15 protein-coding genes are annotated in these 22,578 nt (G+C 42.0%); 5 read left to right on the plus strand and 10 right to left on the minus strand.

The window, feature by feature from the left end:
- Window positions 1-112: 112 nt before the first annotated feature.
- Together MKY85_RS18515 and MKY85_RS18520 are read right to left on the minus strand one after the other, a co-directional pair.
- Window positions 113-4,489, minus strand: a complete 4,377-nt coding sequence (locus tag MKY85_RS18515; protein WP_342570504.1) for a glycosyl hydrolase 53 family protein — start codon at window positions 4,487-4,489, stop codon at window positions 113-115.
- 526 nt (window positions 4,490-5,015) lie between these two features.
- The gene (locus MKY85_RS18520) at window positions 5,016-5,918 is read right to left on the minus strand and encodes a YegS/Rv2252/BmrU family lipid kinase (RefSeq protein WP_339235001.1); all 903 of its coding nucleotides are present in this window, start codon (window positions 5,916-5,918) and stop codon (window positions 5,016-5,018) included.
- A gap of 480 nt (window positions 5,919-6,398) precedes the next feature.
- Here MKY85_RS18520 and MKY85_RS18525 point away from each other — a divergent pair, with 480 nt between their 5' ends.
- Window positions 6,399-7,508, plus strand: a complete 1,110-nt coding sequence (locus tag MKY85_RS18525) for a nuclear transport factor 2 family protein (RefSeq protein ID WP_342570505.1) — start codon at window positions 6,399-6,401, stop codon at window positions 7,506-7,508.
- Between the two features lie 951 nt (window positions 7,509-8,459).
- Here MKY85_RS18525 and MKY85_RS18530 read toward each other — a convergent pair.
- The 7 genes from MKY85_RS18530 to MKY85_RS18560 form a co-directional block, all read right to left on the minus strand.
- Entirely contained in the window at window positions 8,460-8,963 is a 504-nt protein-coding gene (locus MKY85_RS18530; protein ID WP_342570506.1) for a DedA family protein, read from the minus strand.
- Window positions 8,963-9,304: an Asp23/Gls24 family envelope stress response protein gene (locus MKY85_RS18535; protein WP_339235007.1), complete on the minus strand. Its 342-nt coding sequence runs from the start codon at window positions 9,302-9,304 to the stop codon at window positions 8,963-8,965. Before MKY85_RS18535 ends, MKY85_RS18530 begins: the two co-directional genes overlap by 1 nt.
- Window positions 9,305-9,531: 227 nt before the next feature.
- Window positions 9,532-10,965, minus strand: a complete 1,434-nt coding sequence (locus MKY85_RS18540; protein ID WP_342570507.1) for an LTA synthase family protein — start codon at window positions 10,963-10,965, stop codon at window positions 9,532-9,534.
- Between the two features lie 612 nt (window positions 10,966-11,577).
- Window positions 11,578-13,791 carry an MMPL family transporter gene (locus tag MKY85_RS18545; RefSeq protein WP_342570508.1) on the minus strand — a complete coding sequence of 738 codons (2,214 nt, stop codon included), beginning with the start codon at window positions 13,789-13,791 and terminating at the stop codon, window positions 11,578-11,580.
- Between the two features lie 237 nt (window positions 13,792-14,028).
- Window positions 14,029-14,676, minus strand: coding sequence for a response regulator transcription factor (locus MKY85_RS18550; protein ID WP_342570509.1), 648 nt, complete (start codon window positions 14,674-14,676; stop codon window positions 14,029-14,031).
- Window positions 14,663-15,871 (minus strand): sensor histidine kinase, encoded by a 1,209-nt coding sequence (locus tag MKY85_RS18555; protein WP_342570510.1) that lies wholly within the window; start codon window positions 15,869-15,871, stop codon window positions 14,663-14,665. Before MKY85_RS18555 ends, MKY85_RS18550 begins: the two co-directional genes overlap by 14 nt.
- A gap of 629 nt (window positions 15,872-16,500) precedes the next feature.
- Window positions 16,501-17,217, minus strand: coding sequence for a YceI family protein (locus tag MKY85_RS18560; protein WP_342570511.1), 717 nt, complete (start codon window positions 17,215-17,217; stop codon window positions 16,501-16,503).
- Window positions 17,218-17,405: 188 nt separating this feature from the next.
- On the opposite strand from MKY85_RS18560, the gene MKY85_RS18565 reads away from it, so the two are divergent.
- Complete coding sequence (locus MKY85_RS18565; protein WP_342570512.1) at window positions 17,406-18,092, plus strand: response regulator transcription factor; 687 nt, start codon at window positions 17,406-17,408, stop codon at window positions 18,090-18,092.
- Window positions 18,077-19,543, plus strand: coding sequence for a HAMP domain-containing sensor histidine kinase (locus tag MKY85_RS18570; RefSeq protein ID WP_342570513.1), 1,467 nt, complete (start codon window positions 18,077-18,079; stop codon window positions 19,541-19,543). Before MKY85_RS18565 ends, MKY85_RS18570 begins: the two co-directional genes overlap by 16 nt.
- Before the next feature lie 71 nt (window positions 19,544-19,614).
- Here MKY85_RS18570 and MKY85_RS18575 read toward each other — a convergent pair whose 3' ends face one another.
- On the minus strand, window positions 19,615-20,427 hold the full coding sequence (locus MKY85_RS18575; protein WP_342570514.1) for an ATP-binding protein: 813 nt from the start codon (window positions 20,425-20,427) through the stop codon (window positions 19,615-19,617).
- 337 nt (window positions 20,428-20,764) lie between these two features.
- Here MKY85_RS18575 and MKY85_RS18580 point away from each other — a divergent pair, with 337 nt between their 5' ends.
- Complete coding sequence (locus tag MKY85_RS18580; protein ID WP_074095586.1) at window positions 20,765-20,917, plus strand: DUF1540 domain-containing protein; 153 nt, start codon at window positions 20,765-20,767, stop codon at window positions 20,915-20,917.
- Between the two features lie 201 nt (window positions 20,918-21,118).
- Window positions 21,119-22,576: a 4-hydroxyphenylacetate 3-hydroxylase N-terminal domain-containing protein gene (locus MKY85_RS18585; RefSeq protein WP_339235030.1), complete on the plus strand. Its 1,458-nt coding sequence runs from the start codon at window positions 21,119-21,121 to the stop codon at window positions 22,574-22,576.
- The last annotated feature ends 2 nt before the right edge of the window (window positions 22,577-22,578 follow it).

Genomic DNA, 22,578 nt, shown 5'->3' on the forward strand with positions numbered 1-22,578 from the left:
AATGATTCATATGCCTATGTGGCGAAAAGCATTAAGTTCTAAACCTCTTCTTTTCCGCAAAACAAAGAGACCGAATCAGTTGATTCGATCTCCTTACCTGCTTTGTTATTTTCTAATACAGTCGTTCCATCAATCTGGCTACCGCAACAGCCCCTTGTGCACGGTTCGCCGTTTCTTTCGGAGCAAACGTGCCATCAGGCATGCCATTCAGCAGTCCAAGTTGCTGCATCAAGTCTACAGCCTCTTTGGCGTATGGCGCGATCTCGTCGTTGTCTGCAAACACCATATTTCCTTGTACAGAATGGGTCGCATGCTCACGCTGCACAACCTGAAGAGCTCTATTCAGCATAACGGCCATATCTTCTCGTGAAATCCGTTCGTTGGCCCCGAAGCTTCCATCCGCTCGGCCTTGAATAATGTTCATTTCAATGCCAAGTCGTACTGAATCCGCATACCACTGCTCTTCCTTCACATCCGTTGGGAGCGAAATGGATGCATCGGACTGGCGTGCATCACCAATGCCTTTAATAATCATTTGCAAAAATTGTGCTCTGGTCAGTTCACCTTGCGGGGCAAAACGAGTTGCGCTCATCCCCGTAATGATTCCCTTACCGTAGAGGTTCTGCACTTCTTGGAGAGCCCAATTATAATTTTGCAAATCATGTAGTGGCACGTCAACTTCTGCTATGACAAAACTGCCGGATTCCAGCGGTTTGAACGTCATCGTTTTTGTCTTGTCATCGTACTTGGAATACGTAACAGGTTTCATTTCTCCACTTGGAGATATGGAATGTACGATCATAACCACATCATTCAGCTTAGGCTGCTCTACACTGGATAGAGCAACTTCAATAGCTCTGTTTGTCCATGATATTGGCTTATTGTTCATTAATAAATTCACATCAACAACCGTATGATGACCGATTGCTGCTTTTTGAGATGTGGATAGTGCATCTGTTGATCCTTTTGCCACTACAATGTCGAACGTTCCCGCAGTCTCTGCAATGGTTAGCTGCAGTGATTTTAGAGGAACACGAACGGTAGTCTGTCCTACGACTACATCCAGAGATTTTACTTCCTCGGAACGAACCCATGCTGCCAATTGACTTGCAGCCAATTGGAATGTAACTGTGTTGGCTGTATTAGGAACATCTGCAATCAACTTCAATGTACGATTTCCTGCATCCGTGGACTGCAGTGCCTGAGTTAATTGGGATGCATCCGGACGAATCGAATACTTGTCATCCCCGGTTGCTGTTCCTTTTATTGTTATTGAACCCTTCTCTGGTGCAGTGCCCGATCCAACGGGTGGGGTTACAACCGGATTACCCGTCGAAGGAGCTGTGCCCGGGTTGGAAGGTTGTGAAGGTACACTTGGTTGGGATGGCTGACCAGGGCCAGGTGTGCTATCTTGACGCACAAGCTTACTCACAGCATCTTGTAACGACCGATCCGCATTGCTTACATCTTGCGTTGAAGATTCAACATCCAGCATGAACGCCTTCGCTTCAGAAAGCGCCTTACTGAATACATTCCAGCTTGAAGTCGTGTAATCCGTTTGTTTTAATTTCTCAGCGTTATCTACAGTAAATTGCAGTGCAGATTTGTCCGCCGGGAACGTACCGTAGGCTTCAAATTCCATGAATCCTACCCATGTAGGACCTGCTGTAATCGTTACGCGAATATAACGTCCCTCCGTGCCTTCTGGAAGAACATGGCTAGGTGCGGTCGATACAACCACATCATTTGTGGTGTCCACTACTTTCACAAAATTTTGGTTATCATTGGACACTTCAATCTTGTATTTGATGCCGCCACTCCACATCGACATCTCGATCTTGCGAAGGTTAGCAACCTGTCCCAAATCCACTTGCCACCAGCGATCAATACTATTATCTGTTCCCCATGAAGTGTTTGGATTGTTGTCAATCGCACCTTCAGGTGAGTTGGCTTGATTGCCTCCAGTTCCTGCACTGCTTGAAGCCGTTGCCGTTTTACCCGTTGTGAGAGCCTCCAGAGAGACCAGATTAGTAAAGGCCTGTTTCAACGTACTCAGTGCTGAATTCACTTCAGACTGGACAACAGCTTGATTATCTCGGACCTGAATCGCTGCCTGCAAAGATTGTTGCAATACAGACCAGCTCCGGCGTGTATAGGAAGATTCGTTCTGCTGCTGCATTTGTTGAATGTACTGGTGAAGTTGTGTTTTGTCCACATTGGATAGACCTTGAATCGCATCATCTAAACGTTTAACCGCTGTATTCGCATCCGTCTGTGTTGCTCTTGGATCATCCAAGACCTGCTCAGCGCCTTCCAGCGCTTTGGTCAACACCGCCCAAGTGGCCGCAGACCAATCAGCCTGCTGATACGTACGCCCTTCTGCTAATTTGGCTCGAAGCTCGTCAAGCTGCGGAGGGATAACCTGCATTTGCTGCATCACATGTTCTAATGCCGTTGTCGCTGCATCTGTATCTGCTTGAGTCACGCCACCCGGCGTGTATGCCTGTTGGTATATTGCATTCGCTGAGGAGATTGCCGGAGCCAGAGTACCCCAGCTTTCAGGAATAAAATCAGTCTCGACTAATGATTCGGCTCGTGCAAGCGCCGCAGCCAGTTGTTGGCGGTCTGCCGGCAGAAGATTTAATCCGCGTTTGTACACATCAAGGGACCATAATGCTCTGCCTTCATACGAATGGCCGCCGTTAGCCGGAAATTCATCGTAGTCAAACATCGCTTGGTTCTCCCATGCATTGCCTTCAGATGCAATCCAGCCTACACCGGCCGGAATCCATGCTGGCTCCCAGTAGAAGAAACCAGCACCATGATTATTCGGCACATTTGCAATCATGTCCATAATGCCGGCGATGGCATCATATTGACCTTGAACGGTTGCGGGGAAGTCTGCTCCCCCTACATGAAGCGCTTCGTCCGACCCGATGATGTTTCCATGCGCGTCCCCGTTTTTGTAGGAAAACGGATAGGACGTCTCGGCGATAATGACATCTTTGCCAAACTCGGCTGACACTTCATTCATCGTATTCTGTACATCCGCAAACGTCCCATGCCAGAATGGGTAATATGACAGTCCGATAATGTCATAGTCCAGTCCGCCTTTACTTAACTCTCCAAAGTACCATTTGAACATATCCGCCTTGCCGCCTTCAGCCAGATGGATCATGATCTTCACCTTATCCGCGTTATTGGTGATCTCTCCTTCTACTGCACGTACAGCATCAATTCCACTTTTAAGCAATGCAACATTTTTCTCGAAATCGACGTCACTGCTCAAGCCGTTCAGAACACCACTGTTGATCTCATTACCGATCTGCACCATATCTGGCATGGCGCCCTTTGCTTTCATCTCTCCCACAACTTCAACCGTATAATTGTATACGGCTTGCTTCAACTCTTCGTGGGAAAGACCTTCCCAAGCTTTGGGACGAAGCTGCTGACCCGGGTGCGCCCACTCATCCGAATAGTGGAAGTCCAACAGGATTTTCATACCTTTTTCCTTCACCCGCGTAGCCAAACGAATGACATCTTCCTTATCGTTGTAGCCCCCTGATTTCTGTGGATCATTCCACAGACGAAGACGCACGTAATTAACACCGCGATCCTTGAGAATATCGAGCAAATCACGCTCTGTTCCGTTGCTGTCCACGTATTTTCCGCCTTTGTCCTCAATGGCAGTCAATGTGGAAATATCGACACCTCTAACATAGTCTTCACGATATCCCTCAACAATTACAGTGGCCTCCGGTTGAACAGGAGCTCCATACACTTCACCCGTTACGGTAAAGCTGCCCGCATGTGCGTACTCTGAAGGGCTGATACTATTCCATTCCACTGGAACAGAACCCGACTTTTCGATCAGATACTGCGCTGTCACTTTTGTCGGTAGAACGGGAGCAACCCCAGCCACTGTTTTGACCTGTATAGCATCATAGGCCGTAATGGTTGACGGATCAATTTCTTCCTCTTCGCCCCAGACTTTAATCTCGGATATCCCTGGCCACCAATTTGGTCCCGCATAGTACGGAATCGTGACCTTCACATACTGAACCGATGTATTGGTCTGGAATTCCTCACTGGCAACAGTCTGTTTTGTTTCGTTAGTCGTTTTGTCTACTAAAGTTGACCAGTTACTTCCGTCAGTTGATACTTCAATCAAATATTTTATAACTTGGTCTTTGTCCTTCCAAGTCAACTCCGCTCCGGAAAGCTCATATGGCGTACCTAGGTCTATGGTCAACCAATGAGGATTGCTTTCAGAAGATGGTGAGCTCGCACTCCAGTGAGTACTCCCATTGCCATCCACCGCCTTTTCTTTTTGCCCCCCATTCAATAGATCTTCCTCACTTACCGTAACTGCCTTGTTAAGTGCCACGTTCACTTTCGCTTCTTCCGCAGCCGCTGGACGAACCATCAGTCCCAGATCACAGAACAGCATCAGTAAGACCAGACAACCACTTATGTACCTTTTGTTCACTCTTGATCTCCCCCTTTTTGTGTTTGATTGTGCATGGATCAATGAATGTGATGAATCCTCCTCATTGTAAGCGCTTAATAGCGGTGGATAACACGGCATTTTCCAAAGGAAACAGCAGTTATTTTAACAATATGATCGCGGATAAGTTACATTTGATCTATGTGTGGTTGTCATAATAGTGAAAAAATCAACAAAGAAGTTTATGTTTCAATACAAATTTTTCGTTATTTTAATCTTAATTATAAAGCAAAAAAACCATTATCTTGTAATAGATAACAGTCAGTTTACCTACTCTATTTTCTTCATTAAAATTATTTTGTCTTCTGCTCTTTTATAGAAACCACATAAAATATTGTCAAAATTAAAACTAGTACATTCACTCGGTCCATTGAACATAAGCATCTTGAAGTTGGTACACAGGAACATACAGTCCACCTGACTCGATCCAATGAGGAACCGTATTATCCTAAAATATAGAACGTTTAAATCTCTTTAAATCTTTCTACATAATAAGTCTATCCAGAATCTACGCCACATCTGAACCACACGGGACTACCATCGTTAATCCACGAGGAATCACTTCAATATCCATTAGCCCAGTAGTATGCATTTCACCATCAATCCCAACTTTTGCTATGTCATCACCAAATTGAGTAATTCTTAAACGCTTTGTCTTAAAATACAACACATCTGAACGGCCAAGATGATTTCCATTTTTAATATCTAACAGAAGTTGCAAGGTATTGAACCATGATTTTTTTTGAATGACAAGCACATGAAGGTGACCGTCATCCATTTTAGCACCCGGAACGATGCCCTCAATTCCGCCAATAATCGCTGATTTTGAAACCAGATAGAGTAGTGCATCATGTTCTTGTTCTGTATGGTCACATTCAATCTTAATATGTGTTCCCGATAATATTTGGGGGAGTTTAGGTAGAGCAGACAAATAATAAGCCTTATCTCCTATCACGTTTTTCAGGGTCTGATTGGTTGTATAGCTAATGGAATTCATTGCACCACCTGCCACAACGTAATGAAAATATTCTTCTCCAGCCAACCCGATATCAATCTTCTTGGTCGCTCCTTTTTCTAGCATTCTCGTGAATCCTTCATAGGATCGTGGTAATTTCAACGCGTTTCCAAAATCATTAACTGTACCTGTCGGCAGGTATGCTAAGGGTATATCTAGACCCAGATTTTTAATCGTGTTTATTGCATAATGCAGGGTTCCATCTCCTCCCGCAACAACTAAAGAATCACATTCTTCAAAAAATGAAGCTCCTAAATTATGATTTTCTTTACTTGTGTAAAAGATATCACGATCATTTAAAGCGTATCTCTTCTTCATATACTCTATAACTGAAGCCTTTGTTTTATATGCTTTATGCTGCCCAGAAACGGGATTTACAATCATTTTTGGTTTCATCACTGGAATGCTCCCTCTCCATGAATTACTTCAATTTATGATTTAATTTTATATTCATTACGAACGGTCAACATCGTACATAAGGGCGGATCTGATCCAGCCCTTTCGGGTATCTGTGGATAGGAGGAGCATGAAGAATGACAAAGTTGGTCTCTCTTTGCTTTTCTTTGAGCTTCCACTCTGTTTCGTTTGCTTAACCACCAAGTTTTGTATAAAAATCTATCGTTAGTGTGAAATTTCATTTTTCTATTTCTTCAATTTTTATATGTAGTAAACAACAGTAAATAATAAATCTTCTTCGGATTTTTTCATTTTGATCTGAGCAAATGATGCAGAGTTCCCTAAAGGGCAGAAATGATCTGCCTCTTCGAACGATGTTACAATTTTTTTTCAATTGTAATATATGTGTAAGCTAATCATTTTAATTTGGTAGTTGGCATAGCGAAGCATGAAAGTAACTTAAGAATTGAGAGGAGAATAATGATGAAGAATACTACGATGAGAATGTTGACGGCGAGTTTGACAGCTTTGACCATTATGACCGTTGCTGTAGGTTGTGGAAATAATACAGATCCAACCCCTGCCCAAGTTGAGGAGAATGTGAGTTCAGACGAATCTGCGGTCAGTATTTCTGATTCCTATGACAATACTGAAGAACTTGCGGTTAAATTCCCAATTATTAACTCAACACCAATTGAGTCTGAGATGGAAAAGAATATACAAAATAGACTCCTAAATGGTTTTGAAAACTGGAATAGAGGATATGAGGCATGGGAAACCTGGGGGGACATTCTTTATACAGAGGGCTCTCTCTATAACGTCCACGGCGTGAAACTCACATTGAAGGAATATCAGGCTGCTATGGATGCACAGCTAAAGTCTACCGATATTCAGATGGGTAACTTCAACAATATGATCATTAACGATGATTGGGCAGCAATTCGATATGACATCTCGTCGACTGCCCGAGGCAGCCAGCAATCTTCCGATGGAAGTGTAATGGAGTTTGTCCATTTCAAAGATTATGGTAATCCGCTCGGAACTCGAGTTGTTGAAGGCTGGGCCGGTACAAAGGGAGCAGATTTTGACGCATTGACCCATTCTCAAACGGATGAAGCGAAGGCGGCACAACAAGCTGCATTAGATGAGATCGTTAACACCAAGATCCCCAACACTACAGATCTCGAAACCAAATATCCTGTTACTTATCCGACAACGGTTGATACCGATATGGGTAAAAAAATTCAAAGCGCCATTTATAGCGATTTTGATAGATGGAACCAAGGTTTTGATGCTTGGAGTGACTGGGCCGATACGTACTATAGTAGCGATCTGAAATATCACACTAATGCAGAGACTATGACTCTCGATGAGTACAAGGATTCCGTCAAGAATTATGCCGCAGCGACCGAGGTCAAACGTATTCGTTTTGATAATATGCTTATCAGCGGTGACTGGGCAGCCATTCACTATAGAATAACGAATGAGGACACGAAGACAGGGGAAAAGACTGCTGGGGACGTCATGCAGTTTTTACACTTTGCCGAAGAGAATAACAGCCTAAAAGTTGTTGAAACCTGGACGAAGTGACTCAGGTGGTTATGAGAGCACTAAACACAGACGAGGAGTATCCAGCAATGGGTGCTCCTATATGTATTTAAGAATGTAGCTGTGATCATCAGCTTACTTGTTTAATCCGATAATGATATGCGTTTATAGAAATACCTAAAGTAAATACATAGGATAAAATGTACATCCACATGATTAACACAATTACATTGGCAAAATCCCCGTATAAATCACTGTATTGGTTATTAAAATGATTAAGGTAATATGAGTAAGCAAATGTTGAAATCACCCATACAATGCTAGTAAAAAGTGCTCCGATATTGGAGTACTTTCCAGGGATTCGATATCTAGGTGTTACCATATACACAATTTTAATCGTGAGAAACAAAAACAGTAAAACGACAGGCCACCTCAAAATAGTGATCAACAGCTTTGTTATTTCATTCATGTCATGAAGTAAATCGAAATGCAAAATAATACTACTATAGCTATACACCAACAAGGTAAATATGATTATAATCACCAACATGATCGTCAGCAGAAGTGCTTTTAATCGACGAAGAAAATAGTTTCGATGTTTAAAACCAAATAAAGTGTCCGAACAGACAAGCACTGCATGCATTCCGTTAGAAGCCAAAATAAATGCAAAGACCATCCAGACGCCACTATGAAGCGTGAGCCCTTTCTCAGTATAAGGAACCAGCATTTCAAATACAGACGTTGGAAGTATTCCTTTTAACGATTCTAGAATATCAATGATCGGAAATTTCAAATAGGATGATGTGTAACTAATCAGAATTAAAATTGGAATTAGGGATAACACGAAAAAAAGTGTAAGATGCCCCGGGAGTAAACGCAACTCAGGGACGACGATCTGCTTGACTTTATTCCAGTATGGAGCGCATTTTTCTTGAATATGTATGTAGGTTTCTTTAATTGCAAATCATCTCCTTTATATACGATTATCATATATCAATATCCCAAGACTTGCATCAACGATAAAATAGGCGCTTTAAAATAAATACCTATAGCAAAATAGGTCATTGTCCAAAGCAGCGCACTTGTATAGGTAAAAAGAGCAAATTTCTTGAAATGAATCTCACTCATTCCAATCAGCAAAGGCATGACATAGCGCACCACCGGGATAAACATTCCAATGAACATTGCTTGATTACCCTTTCTCCTCAACAAAGACTCCGCCTTTAAAAAATAGCGATTGTTTAACCATCTTTTTTTAAATTTATGGCTAAAAAACCTTCCCATGATATAGGAAGTTGTGATTGCAGTCAATAAGCCTGTTAAAATGGCGCTGTACGTCGCCCAATAAATGACTACTCCCGTATGGCTTAAAATGGATCCAGATAAAATAATGACTTCATTAGGTATGGGAATCCCAAAAGGACCCAGTGAAAAAGCCAAGAAGAAAAATACATATCCGTATTGATTAACAAGTTCTAATAAAGTATCACTAATCATTATCGTGTAATACCTTCAATACGAATGTGGATCTGATCTGGAGAAATACCCGTCATATGATTCACCGCTTCAAATATGCTGGACTGTAATTCACGGCTGACATAGTGGATTTTCACTCCGTAAGTGACAACAATTCTAAGCTCAATAATTAACTTTGAGTTCGAGAAGGTAACCGATACTCCCTTATGCATTTTTTTCCCACTCACGTGTTTAATTAGGCTGTCTACGGCTCCTGTTGACAACAATATTATTCGAGATTCTAATCTTGCAACTCCTGAAACAATTGTTGTAATCGCCTGCTCCAAAACATTTATCTTCCCTATATCTGTCTGTATAATCAATTGTAATGTCTCCTTTAAAACAATTTTGTATTGGTATACATTCATTTTATCTTGAATAAGAAATTAACGTAATGTACCTTGGGGCAAAGAGGTATTGTACTTTTGGGCACATGCTCTTCATATCTGAGGAGCAAACACAAAGGCAAAGGGAGACATCGATACTGATGTCTCCCTTTGCCTTTGTCCTGTATCATAAAATAGTTGTTTGCAATCACCCATTTTAACTCTCATTTCTCCTGATTGCTGTAGTCATCAGGTAACTGTAATAAGTAGCTATTCGAGAGGTCAAGTAAACGCTGGGCGGCCAAGAATTGAGATGCAGTAGATCCACCTTCAACGATCCTATTATTGCTTAGTTCATAATGTACTCCATCGGCATATTGATTACCTGGCATATATAATATTTTATCATTAATAAATGAACCATCAGGTAGAAAGTGTCTTAACGGAATCAAATTACGCTCTTGATTGAACAGATCTTCACCTAAAACCAGTTGATCTCCCAGAGGAATTCCCAACAGATTGGCTACCGTTGGTAGAATATCAATTTGTCCACCTATCGTATTAATTACAGGAGGAAGCTGCCCTGAAGGCGAATGCACAATGAAGGGGATGTTCATCATATCTGTGTATCCATAGTTATGACCTAACAAGGAGTTCATCAGTTCTTTTTCTTCTCCTGTAAGATTAGTCATTGGTATCCCCTGGTGATCTCCATAAAATACGACCACACTGTTATTCCATAGTCCAGACTCTATCAGCTCATCAAGAAACTGACCCAGCGCAACATCTGCATAATTTTGAGCCTGAATATAGTCACCAATCAATGTATCCTGGAAACGCTCAGGAAGCTTCATTTTAGCCTTTTCTTCAGGCAAGTGATAGGGATGATGTGCACTCATGGATATGACCATGGCATAGAAAGGTTGATCCTGCTTATCCAACATGGACAATTCAGCAGATGTTTTGGCGTACAAAACTTCATCCGATGCACCAAAAGCAATAGGATCATCTTCTCCGAAAAAAACTTCATCATAATAACGTTCAAAACCAATGGCACGATATAATCGATTACGATTCCAGAAATCCACACTATTGGTGTGGAACGTCGCTGTATCATAACCATTTTCCTTCAGTAAGTGCGGTAGACTTGGAAGCTGTTTATCCATATATTTGGATGAGGTTGCTGGTTCATCCTTAGGTACGTAAAAGGAGGTGTTTACGACGAACTCGGCATCCGAGGTTGTCCCCTGTCCAGCATTCGTATAGAAATAAGGGAAGTACGTATTATTCTTAATCAACTGATTTAGATGAGGTGTAATCTCTTGCCCATCCATTTTGAGGTCGATCAAAAAGTTTTGAAAGGATTCCATCTGTACGAGTATTAAATTCATTCCTTTATTAATTCCATGAAACTTTGGTTCGTCTTGAAGTGGAGGAATTCCCTTGGTTTCATTAATTGCTTCTTGGGAGATATCATCAGGAGCTATAAGCACGTCCTTCTCCATACGATCGGCAACAACCTTATATACTTCATAATTAAGAATCCCCATACTCTTCGCTTTATTGATCTCATTCAGACTAGCATGAACCGGCCAGATATTGAATACACATAAAACGATAGATCCGCTAATCGTACAAGTTAACACCTTATGACTCATACGTGAAGCACGATCCTTCCAGATTGAACCATACTTAGGTAAGATAATTAGAACTAGAAATAAGGCAATATCAACAAACAAAAATAAATAATAGGGTGTAAGTAGAGATAATGCGCTCTCTCCGACATGAGTAACCTTTTTGGCTTGTTTAAGTGAATGATATGTAGCGATAACACCGTAATATTTATAGTACATGATGACTGCAAAATATATTAAAGTCATGCAGAAATTTAAAAGCACATAGTATAAGATCTTCCTCTTGGCTGCAAACCATTCAATTAGGCTGAACACCAGGATAAAAAAAGGAAGCTCTGTTTGAACGATAGTCCAATTCGTTCCATCATGAAATACAACGGACCATGCGACTATACTTTTCAACAGGAGAATAAAACTAAACAAACACAAATTTTCATAGGATCGATGTTGTAAGCTAATGTCCGCGCCTTCATTTCGTTTGTACATACCATTCATCCTCTAAAATTATTAAAAAGGAGAAGGAGCAGCACCTCCCTCCCCTACAACGTAATCAATCTTTTAGAATAGAAAAACGAGATTAACCTCTCGACAAAACATTGGATGGCAGGTTTCATCATGAAACCTGCCATCTTTGATTTACACCTCTGCTCTATTTATAGGCTCTGGAAATAGATCATGCTGATTCGCACGTTTCTGATGACGTTCTTCAACGATTTCCATTACCTTTTCCCCCTCAACATCCAAGTTCGGAAGAAGACGATCTAACCATTTCGGCAAGTACCAAGCCGATTTACCCATAAGCATCATCACACCCGGGACAATAAATAGACGAACAATAAAGGCATCAAACAATACACCAAAGAGTAGGGCAAAACTCATAACCTTAATACTTGGATCATTTGTCATCATAAACCCTGCAAATACGGATATCATGATCAACCCAGCAGTTGTAACTACGCCCCCACTATGCTTAATTCCTGCGAGTACAGATTGTTTGGCATCACCATGCTTTTTGAAGTCCTCACGCATACGACTAACCAAAAACACTTCATAGTCCATAGCCAGTCCAAACAGGATTCCCACAACCATTATTGGTAAGAAGTTAAGCACAAGTGATTGTCCACTGAAACCAAAGAGATTTTGGAAATGTCCATCCTGAACAACGTAGGTAATAAATCCCATCGTAGCTCCGAGTGAGAGAACAAAACCGAGTACTGCTTTAATTGGAACCAAGATGGAGCGAAACACCATGACTAGCAGGATAAAGGCCAAACTAACGATTATGATACAGAACTTAGGTAAGGCTTCGTTCAGTTTTTGAGAGATATCAATATTAATTGCCGTACTGCCCGTTATTTGTAGTTCCACATGGTTCTGACGTTCAATCTCAGGAATATGACTGCGAATTGTTTTTACCAGTTCCACCGTTTCCACATCAGCGTGCCCCGTAGCTGGAATAATGTTAATCAAAGATACCTTTCCGGATGCGCCTGTAACCGGATCGGCAACCACCCCAATGTTCGGATAGGTTTTAAGTTGTTCCACTGTTTTTGCCACATTAGCCTCAGCTTCAGCACTTCCATCCGTTTTGACAAGAATCATCAGAGGATTGTGGTATCCTACGCCATATGCTTCAGATAACAAATCGTATGCTCGTCGTTCCGTCATACTGGTTGATTTTAATCCATCATCCATAGTCCCTGTTTCCATGTGTAGAAAGGGTACCGATATCGTGGAGAGAAGAACCAATCCTAGAATCACTGTGATCCAAGGTCGTCCTGTAACCAATCTACCCCATAGATTTTCTCGGGACTGATTTAATTTCTTAGAATCCTTTATCGGCTTAACTTTGATCTTTCCGCCCATTACGTCAAGAACGGCCGGCACTGTAATTACTGCAATTAGTACAGCTACAAAAATACAAAGTGCAGCAGCTACTCCCATGGCTGTGAGAAAAGGAATCCCAACAACTGCCATACCTGCAAGTCCAATAATTACGGTTACTCCTGCAAAAACAACTGCACTACCTGCTGTACCATTAGCTATAGCAATAGCCTCTCTTTTCTCAAAACCTTTTGCACGTTCTTGACGATATCTTGAAATAATAAATAGTGCATAATCAATACCCACTGCAAGTCCAATCATACTTGCCAATGACAATGCAAAGGAAGGTGTATCCAGGAAATTAGATCCCAGAATGATTAGCATTACACCCGTTCCAAGACCAATGACTGCGGTTAGAATCGGTATGATTCCAGTTAGGACAGATCCGAAAGCAATGGAAAGTATAACTAACGCAATTAGAATACCAATGCCTTCTGTAGCTCCACCAATCTCCATCTTTACATAACCTGAGCCAGTGAGCTCAGCTTGCAGTCCGGCATTCCGTAAATCATCTGCAGCATGAATTACATATTCTTTAGACGTCTCACTAACATCACCATCAGCCTTGTTATAAGAGACTGTCGCATAAGCGATCGTGCCATCGGTGTTCATTGATTCATTATCATATGGGCCAGACACTTCAGTTACAGCAGGATCTTTGGATATGCTCTGAAGTTGTTTTTCAATCAGTTGTTTCACCTTTTCAGATGATAATGTTTCGTTTGCGGGCGCCTTGAGCACCAGCTGAATTGCTTTACTACTATCTATCATTGAAGGAAACTCCTGATACATCTGTCCCATCGTTTCAATTGATTCTAACCCGGGTATCGTAGTTTCTTCAGTAAGCTTTGGCCCCATCCCCATTGCTACCATTGAGGTAATTAACATCACCATTATTGTTCCGATGATTACCTTAATACGGTTCTTGGCAGACCAAAATCCCAGTCTGTATAACATTTTTGCCATGTCAGTATCGTCTCCTCTGCTCTATCTCTTAAATATAATCTTATTTTATAATTAGTTTGGATTAGCAACATCGTCCCAATGGGCATTCAATTCTGCCCTTTGGGGAAAGATGTAACACGCTCATATTTTCTTTTGTGGATACCATCTACATCATATGCAATAAATGTAACTAAATAGATGACAACGTAAAAAGCATGCAGGTAGGTACTCTGCATGCTGGTTAGCGTTGATTAACATTTATAGTTTCAGAATACCTCGATCCAGCGCAGTTGCTACTGCCTGTGATCGAGAATCTACCCCCAATTTATTGTATATATTCGTTAGATGAGCTTTGACTGTTCGTTCTCCAATATTCATATCGAATGCGATTTCTTTGCTTTTATAGCCTTTAGCCACGCATTGCAAAATGTAGCTTTCTTTATCGCTCAACAGTTTGACATCTTCCTTGACCTCTTGTTGCGATTTTAATTTAGCGGCCATCACTCGCTCTAGCATCTCCTCAGATAAAAGCATTTCCCCTCGCATTGCAGAATCAATGCTTCTGAACAAGCTTTCTCTGCTTGTGTCTTTTAACAAATACCCTTTGGCTCCCAAAGCCAACCCGTTAATCATCATTTCATCCTCATTATACGTAGTCAGGATAATAATAGGGATCGTAAGACCTATTTTCTTAAATTCCTTCATCGTTTCAAGTCCACTCAGAACAGGCATATTCAGATCCATTAAAATGATGTCAGGCTGAAGCTTCTCAACGTTCTCAAGCGCATCCTGGCCATTTACGGCTTCCCCTACGACTTGATATTTTTCGCTGGTCTCTAATATGAGCTTCAGCCCTTCACGCACTACAAAATGATCGTCCACCAACATAATTTTATAAGGGCTCATGCTGACCTCCTTCATGAATTGTCATTGACATCGTTATAGTTGTACCTTCTAGTGTGCTTTCGATCTTAATCTGTCCACCAATCAATCTTGCTCGCTCATGGATTCCAAGTAACCCGTAGTGACCTGGTTCCTTTCCGATCCCATCAGGATTGAATCCTTTTCCATTATCTGATATTTCGATCTGAAGTTGATTGTTCGAGACGATAACACTGACTTTTACTACATTTGCTTTGGCATGGCGTGCAACATTCGTCAACACTTCTCTGATGATATGCAGACTATGTTCCATCACAACTCTGGATAGTAGCTGATACAGTTGTACATGGCAGTCTACCTGAATGCCCGTGGAATGTCTGAAGTGTCTCACCTCATCTTCAATCGCTTCCTTAAAATCGATATCAGGTGCTGATTTAGTTCTAAGGTCATCTATTGCCCTACGTGCTTCAGCCAGTGTTCTACGTGCTTGCTGCATGGATTGAATGATAATGTTATGAGCCTTCTCTGTGTTCCCCTGCATTATGTGTGCATTAGAAGCTTCCAATTGCATAATTAGACCCGCGACTCCTTGAGCAAGAGTATCATGTAAGTCCCTAGCCATTCGCTGCCGTTCATTGGACAATGTAAGTTCTTCGACTTTTTGATGAGCCACTTGCAATTCATTCAAAAACTTTTGCAATCTGACTCGTTCATGTACTTGACGAAAAAATAGGATTCCATAAGCGATTACGATAATTAACATCATCACAAACATTGGAATGAATACTATCAGTTCCTTGGTATCTCCCACGGTTAAGGCAGAATCAAAAAATATAATAACACTGATTAAAGCTATAAATATCACCCTGCTAATTCGAAAAGAAAAACCTAAACTTTGAGCAATGAGTACGGGGAGCAACCCAACTAACACTGCCTGATAACTTCCGGGGAAAAGGATAGCGCACAAGTAAATTAAAATCCCTTGTATTCCGAAATAAAACCAAAAATGTCTTTGGTTAACCCGATAAGAAAACCAATGCAATGCGGCGTGGAGAATAAATAGTCCCGTGAATACCAAACTGCTAATCACTCTAGGATCATCCAGAAACTGAAGCGTAACAGATCCTGCGTATACAAAGATTAACCAGATCAAGATGGGCTTTCTTGTTTCAAATAGTTCATGTATAGTCTCAAGTTTATTCTTATTAGTAACAACCATAAAAGTTCACCTCAGTTCCAATATGTACAATGATTTTTTAAAATTTTTCAATAAAAGCTTATATTCCCTTTTTTGGGTATATGGTTAACGACTTATCCGATACTTATGCTAAAGATTTGTAAAAGCGCGAAAGAGAGTTAATTCAGTTATTACCTCATCTTAATGTTATCTCCCCCTCCTTTGCATCGTACAAATGGGTATGTCTGATTGCCCTTTTGGGCAAAAATGCTCACTCGTATCTCACTAAATACAGTGAAGCACTCCAGATATTAGAGTACTTCACATACATTAGCTGACCTCTAGATGAATTCCCGTAACCCCTTCTGTTTTTTTGGCCTGATTCACAATAATCGGCCGCTTCTTGTTGTCATTATACACTAACGTTTCTACGTTAGTTTAATGTGCACTGGTCCAATGTCCCACAAAACTATACTTACATGAGTGTTAGGTTCGTCATCAATAAAATCCAAATCTCGTAGTTTCACAGCATCTTAAATTTTCATTCATATGACAACCATATGACAACGCACACTATAAGAATCACACTTTTTGTAAGAAACAAAAAAATCTGTCCGTGCACCGGAATGCGGATGCAGAACAGATTTTTAGGTATATGATCGTTGCTATACTTATTTGGAGAGTTTTAATTCAAGCTGTACCTGAATATCATTTTCTGTCGAAAGCACAACCGAGTGCGGATTTTCCATTCCGAAATCTTCGAAGGTTACCATCGATGTCGCTGACAACAAAACTTCGTTATTCTCATAAGCCGCTTTTGCATCAAAAGTGACTTCTTTTTCAATACCTCTAACGGTTAAAGTACCCTTCATCTTGATATCAACCGTTTGACCGACAGGCCATTCTGCAGGTACCCCTTCAAATGAAGTCGCTGTAAATGTTGCTTGCGGATATGTAGCAATGTCGAAGAAATCCGCTTGCTTCACGTGACCATCACGCTGTCCATTCCCGGAATCAATTCCATCCATCTCGATCTGTCCTTCTGCTTTCATCTGAGCAGCATCGTCTACATTAATAGTCCAATTGCCTGTTACCTGCTCGTCCACAAAGTTAACGGTCTCCTGCGAAGTAGTTACAGAGAAGTATACTTTGGAACCTTCACTAATGCTCCAGTCTCCGTTCAATTGCTCTGCTCCCGCAGTTTCATTGGCTACAGCCGTTCCTGTGCTGTCTACCGTAGTTGTGGAAGTCGCTGTGCTCGCAGGAATCACCTGCTCAATCTCCACGTTGTTCCCCAAATAGCTATTGCTGAGATAGTATCCACCGCCACCGATTACGACAACAGCCGCTACACCTGTTATGAGCCATGCTTTTGCTTTCTTGTTCATCTCTATTTCCTCCAGTACATCATTGTATAAGTTGGTTGTTGAATGGATCATATCAATTGAATGTGTCAGGAAGAAGTCAAGAAAAGACAAGGCCCATATTTTTTCGAATCCGTAATACAGGATTGGCTTTACGCTCTGGCTCATGTAAAATCAGTACAAGTTTATGAAATGAAAGGAGAACGCTTTTCTTGAAATCCATACTTATCGTCGAGGATGAACAAGCTATTGCACGAGTACTGGCTGCTTATCTGAGAAAAGCAGAATTCGAAGTTCATCATGCAGCAGATGGACCGACTGCACTTAGCCTTTTTGATACCGTAACGCCTTCCCTTGTATTACTTGATGTGATGCTGCCAGGAATGGATGGATGGGATCTGCTGCGGATTATTCGTGAAAAAAGTGCTTGTCCCGTGATCATGCTAACCGCACTGGATGACATTTCAGACCGTCTTAACGGATTGAATGCCGGTGCTGACGATTATATGAGCAAACCTTTTGTACCGGAAGAAGTGGTCGCCAGAGTTAATGCGGTGTTGCGCCGTAATCCACATTGGACCTCAGGCGGCGAAGAGAAACGTTCCTTTGGAAATCTCGTCATTGATCTTGCTGCCAAGCAGGTGCTGCTGAACGGTGCAGAAGTTGCACTCACACCTCGTGACCTCTCATTACTGTTCTTCCTGTCCGATTATCCGAATCGTACGTTTACCAGGGATCACCTTATTGAACAGGTATGGGGGATGGACTATGATGGCAGTGACCGTGCTGTGGATCTATCGATTAAACGACTACGTCAAGCCCTCTCCCACTGGTCGCCAGAGACAGGAGAAATTCGGACGTTGCGAGGAATGGGGTATCAATTTTGGATCGCCAACTGAAGCAGAAGAAACCGAAACGAACGATATCCATTCTGTCACACTGGACACTGCGATATTTTCTGATTTTATGTATTGGTTTCACAATTATTGTGGCTGGGGCACTCTACTGGATTCGAACAACTTCCATTGAGAAAAGCCTCAAAACTGCAGAACTGCTGGGTCTGGAGATCGCAGATCATGTGACCAGTGAAAATAATATGCTACGGGTTCCACCCGATCTGGACAGACTGGTAACCAAGCGAGAGAAACTATTTAATACAGATCATTATTTTTGTGTGATGATCTTGGACAACAACAATCAATTGATTTTTTCCCAGCCTAAAATGGAGCAAAAAGATGTACAATATCGACTGTCAGACGACTATCTTGAACCGCGAAACAACAAATATGCAGGTGTAACGGTCAACATATCCGAGGGCGATCAAACCTTGGGTAAAGTGTGGGTCATGCAGTCCAAACAATCCATTACATTTGGTCCAGAGACCATATGGCTCGTGGCTCTAATCCTCGGAGGACTAATCCTCTGTGGATGGTTCACAATCTATCTCCTGTCCAATAAGTTATCCAGACCTATTCGTCAGGTAGCCTATGCAGCTGAACAGATTCGAGGTGGCAATTATGATGTGAGTCTTGACTTGAATACACGAGAGCGTGAGATCAATGAACTTGTTAATTCATTCCGCGATATGGCCTCTCGTCTCCAACAACTTGAAGAATGGCGCACACTTTCGCTGGCAGGGGTAAGTCATGAACTCAAGACACCGGTAACTTCCATCAAGGGGCTCGTAATGGCAGTACGTGACGATGTTGTAAGTCCACAGGAAGGAAAAGAATTTTTGGATATCGCTTTGAAGGAATCTGAACGCATGGAGCGTATGGTCGCAGATTTGCTGGATTATAACGCCATGGCAGCAGGAAGTGTTACGGTTCGCAAGGAACGGACGGATCTGAAGCTGTTGGTTGGTGAGATCATCTATCAGTGGAAGATTGCGTATGAGGATAAAATGCCAGAGGTTCAGCTGCACACCCCTCCAGTCAACTTCTTTACCATGGGGGATGCTCTCCGCATTCAGCAGATCATTGTTAATTTGCTCAATAATGCACTTCATGCCACAGCTCCTGAACAAAAGGCTGTCTTCGATATTTATCTACGCGCAGAAGAACAGATGTTATACGTTGATGTCAAGGACAACGGCACAGGCATCGCGTCCGAAGATCAACCCAAGATCTTCGAACGCTTCTATCGTGGAGAGCTCAAGAAACGTCGTAACCGCGGCCTGGGTCTAGGCTTAACATATAGCCGGTTACTCGCTCAGGAACAAGGCGGTGAACTGACACTTCTCTCCAGTAGTCCGGAAGGCAGCACGTTCAGATTGAGCCTGCCACGCTGGACTGCAAGTCAAGAAGCCGTGAATACGGAAAAAGCATACGGAGCAGCCGTTAAAGTGTAACGCAGCATGCTAACACTACAAATAGCCCAGGATTCCACTCAGGAGACTGGGCTATTTGAGCGTTTTTACAGTCAACACTCTAATACACGTGGCCTATATTCATCGTAAGCATCCGAGATCAGTTGCTTATGAAGTGTACTGCTGGCAATGATCGCTTTCCGTTTTGCTTTCAAAACGATCTGCTCTATATCCGCATAGCTGCACCCCGCCAAGTGTTCACATATGTAATCTTCCAGCCGGGTCTCCTGTTCAAATGCCCCCACCAACTTGCTGATATACAATCTGCGACTTGAATCATCAGGCATACCATAGGTCATCTTCGTATCAAAACGCCGCCATATGGCATGATCCAGTTGGGTTTCCAGGTTCGTTGCAGCCACCAGAATACTGTCTCCATCGAATTCGTCCAGACACTGCAACAACGTATTGACGACACGAGCCATCTCTTTCACTTCATCATTGCTCTCACGCGTCCGACCTATGGCATCAAATTCATCTAGAAATAACACACAGGGATTCATTCGTGCATATTCGAATAACTTGCGTACATTACTGCCCGTCTCCCCAAGGTGGCTATGAATGATCGCATCTAATCTCACGAGTACCAGTGGCAAATCAAGCCGCTCTGCCAGATGTGATGCCGTTAATGTTTTTCCTGTACCAGGTGGCCCGAACATGACCATTTTATTGGGGATGGACACATCATGCTCTCTGAATTTCTCTTTCATGCCCAGAATGGTGATGAATTCATTAATGATACGCTCATTTTCAGCGGAAAATACAATATGCTGGGCTTTGCGCCTACACTCTTTGGGTGTGTAAAAAGCAGCCATATCGATCCCTTTTGCTCGTGGAATCCGGTTCATATGGTTCATTTTGCTCATGTAACAAATGCTCCTTCACTTATAGTTTCAGTCCGTGATTCAAGTTATATAGAATCCAATAGACTTTAATCGTAATTATTACTATTAAATAATAACATACTAATGCCTTTTTGCAAGTCTAACCAAAGCACGTCCACTATTCTGCCACAGAAGGTAGTCATTGGTTGCAAGCTTCAATAAAATTTGCTATTCTAAATATGCATCGTTGTGTATAACGCAAAAAAAGCCCTCCAATTTTCGTGAGAGCAAAAATTTTCCATATTCGCAAGCGGCAACTTGCTACATCTGGATTCTTTATACCAACGAATGTAATCCAATTAAAGTGAGGTTAACAATCATGGCAAAAGACGTATTGTGTGAAGTTAATTCCTGTCGTCACTGGGCTCAAGAGAACAAATGTAATGCTTCTTCAATCTACATCGTAAGCCACAGTTCCAAAGAAGCAAGTCAGTCTGCTGAAACAGACTGTAAGACTTTTGAAGTAAAATAAGTAATCTCTTGTAATTCCCTAAAGGAGCCCTTACCGGTTCCTTTTTTCTTTGTCTATTGTAACAAGAATGATAATTATTATCAAGCCCTAATCTGTAAAAATCCTTCTCACCTCTTAAATGCACATTGGACAGATCACCTACGTACACTACGTAAGAAGTCAATCTGCCCATGAACGATTAGAACCAAGAGGTGAATAACAATGCCTGTTAAAAGTGGCACACAGTATCGTGAACGAATTGATGCACAATCCGTCCCTTGCTGGTACAAAGGTAACCTTATTACTGGAAAACGCTCTGAACATGTAGCATTTGCTGGTTTAATGGAGACTCAGATGTACATGTATGATCTGCAATCTGACCCTAAATTTACGGAAACGATGACGTATGCCTCTCCGGCCGATGGAAAACCTGTGGGCATATCCTTCCTTCCCCCAACCAGTGCCGACGACCTCCGCAAACGACGGGAAGGGATGAATATCTGGGCAAATGTCCATCATGGCTTTCTTGGACGCTCACCCGATTACATGAATACAGCCATCATGTCCTTTTACACAGGTGCCGATCTTCTGAACGAATTGTCTCCCCAATATGCAGAAAATCTCAAAAATTATTATGCCTACTGCCGTGATCATGATATTACGCTATCTCATGCCTTCATTCAGCCTTATGCCAGCAAAATGTCAGGGCAATTGGATGCCACTGAGGATGCTATTGCCGCAAAAGTCGTAGATCGTACCGAAGAAGGTCTCATTATTAGCGGAGCATTTATGATGGCTACACAAGCGGCCACTTCGGATGAGATTTTTGTCTATCCGTCACCTTCTCCTGCCCCATTTGATGACGAAAATCCATTTGCTTTCTCTTTTGCTGTCCCCAATGATCTTCCAGGAATCAGTCTGGTATGCAGGGATACCTATGCAGCCGAATCTCACACCAACTATCCACTGAGTTCCAGATATGAAGAAATGGACAATATCGTTATCTTTGACCGGGTACTCGTTCCACATGAACGAATATTTTTTGCAGGAAGTGAGGAGATGTCCTCACGTCTCTTCAGTGGTAGTAACTTTCATATTCACGCAGGTCATCAGGTATTGTGTCGTTATATTGCCAAGACGGAATTTGTCCTCGGTACAATTCAGCTTCTCACGGATACTCTCGATCTGAATACGGAAGCACATGTTATTGAGAAAACTGCACGTCTGTTCGCAGGTCTTGAATCATTAAAAGCATTGGCTTTGGCTGCGGAGGCAGGTGCGATACCAGATGGAAGAGGATTTGTATTACCTGCACCCAAACCATTGATGGCAGCCAATCTTCTTTTCCCGAAACTTTATCCTGAGATGATTGAAACTCTGCAACTTTTGGGTTCGAGTGGGGTAATTATGATCCCTCAGGAAGAAGAGTTTCAATCCGATATCGCCCCTTCATTGAATATCTATCTGAAAGGGAACGATATGGCTTCTTATGAACGCAACGCTCTGTTCCGTCTGATCTGGGAACTTGGGGCTGGATCGTTCGGAGGCAGACAGACTCAATTCGAACGATTCTTTTTTGGCAATGTCCTTACCGTATCCAATCGATTATACTCCGTATATAACAAAGATCAGACAAATCGTAAGCTCGTTCGTGATTTTCTAACCAATACCAGCAAATAAGA

The organism is Paenibacillus sp. FSL R5-0749 (genome assembly GCF_038595085.1).
In the GTDB taxonomy this organism is placed as follows: domain Bacteria; phylum Bacillota; class Bacilli; order Paenibacillales; family Paenibacillaceae; genus Paenibacillus.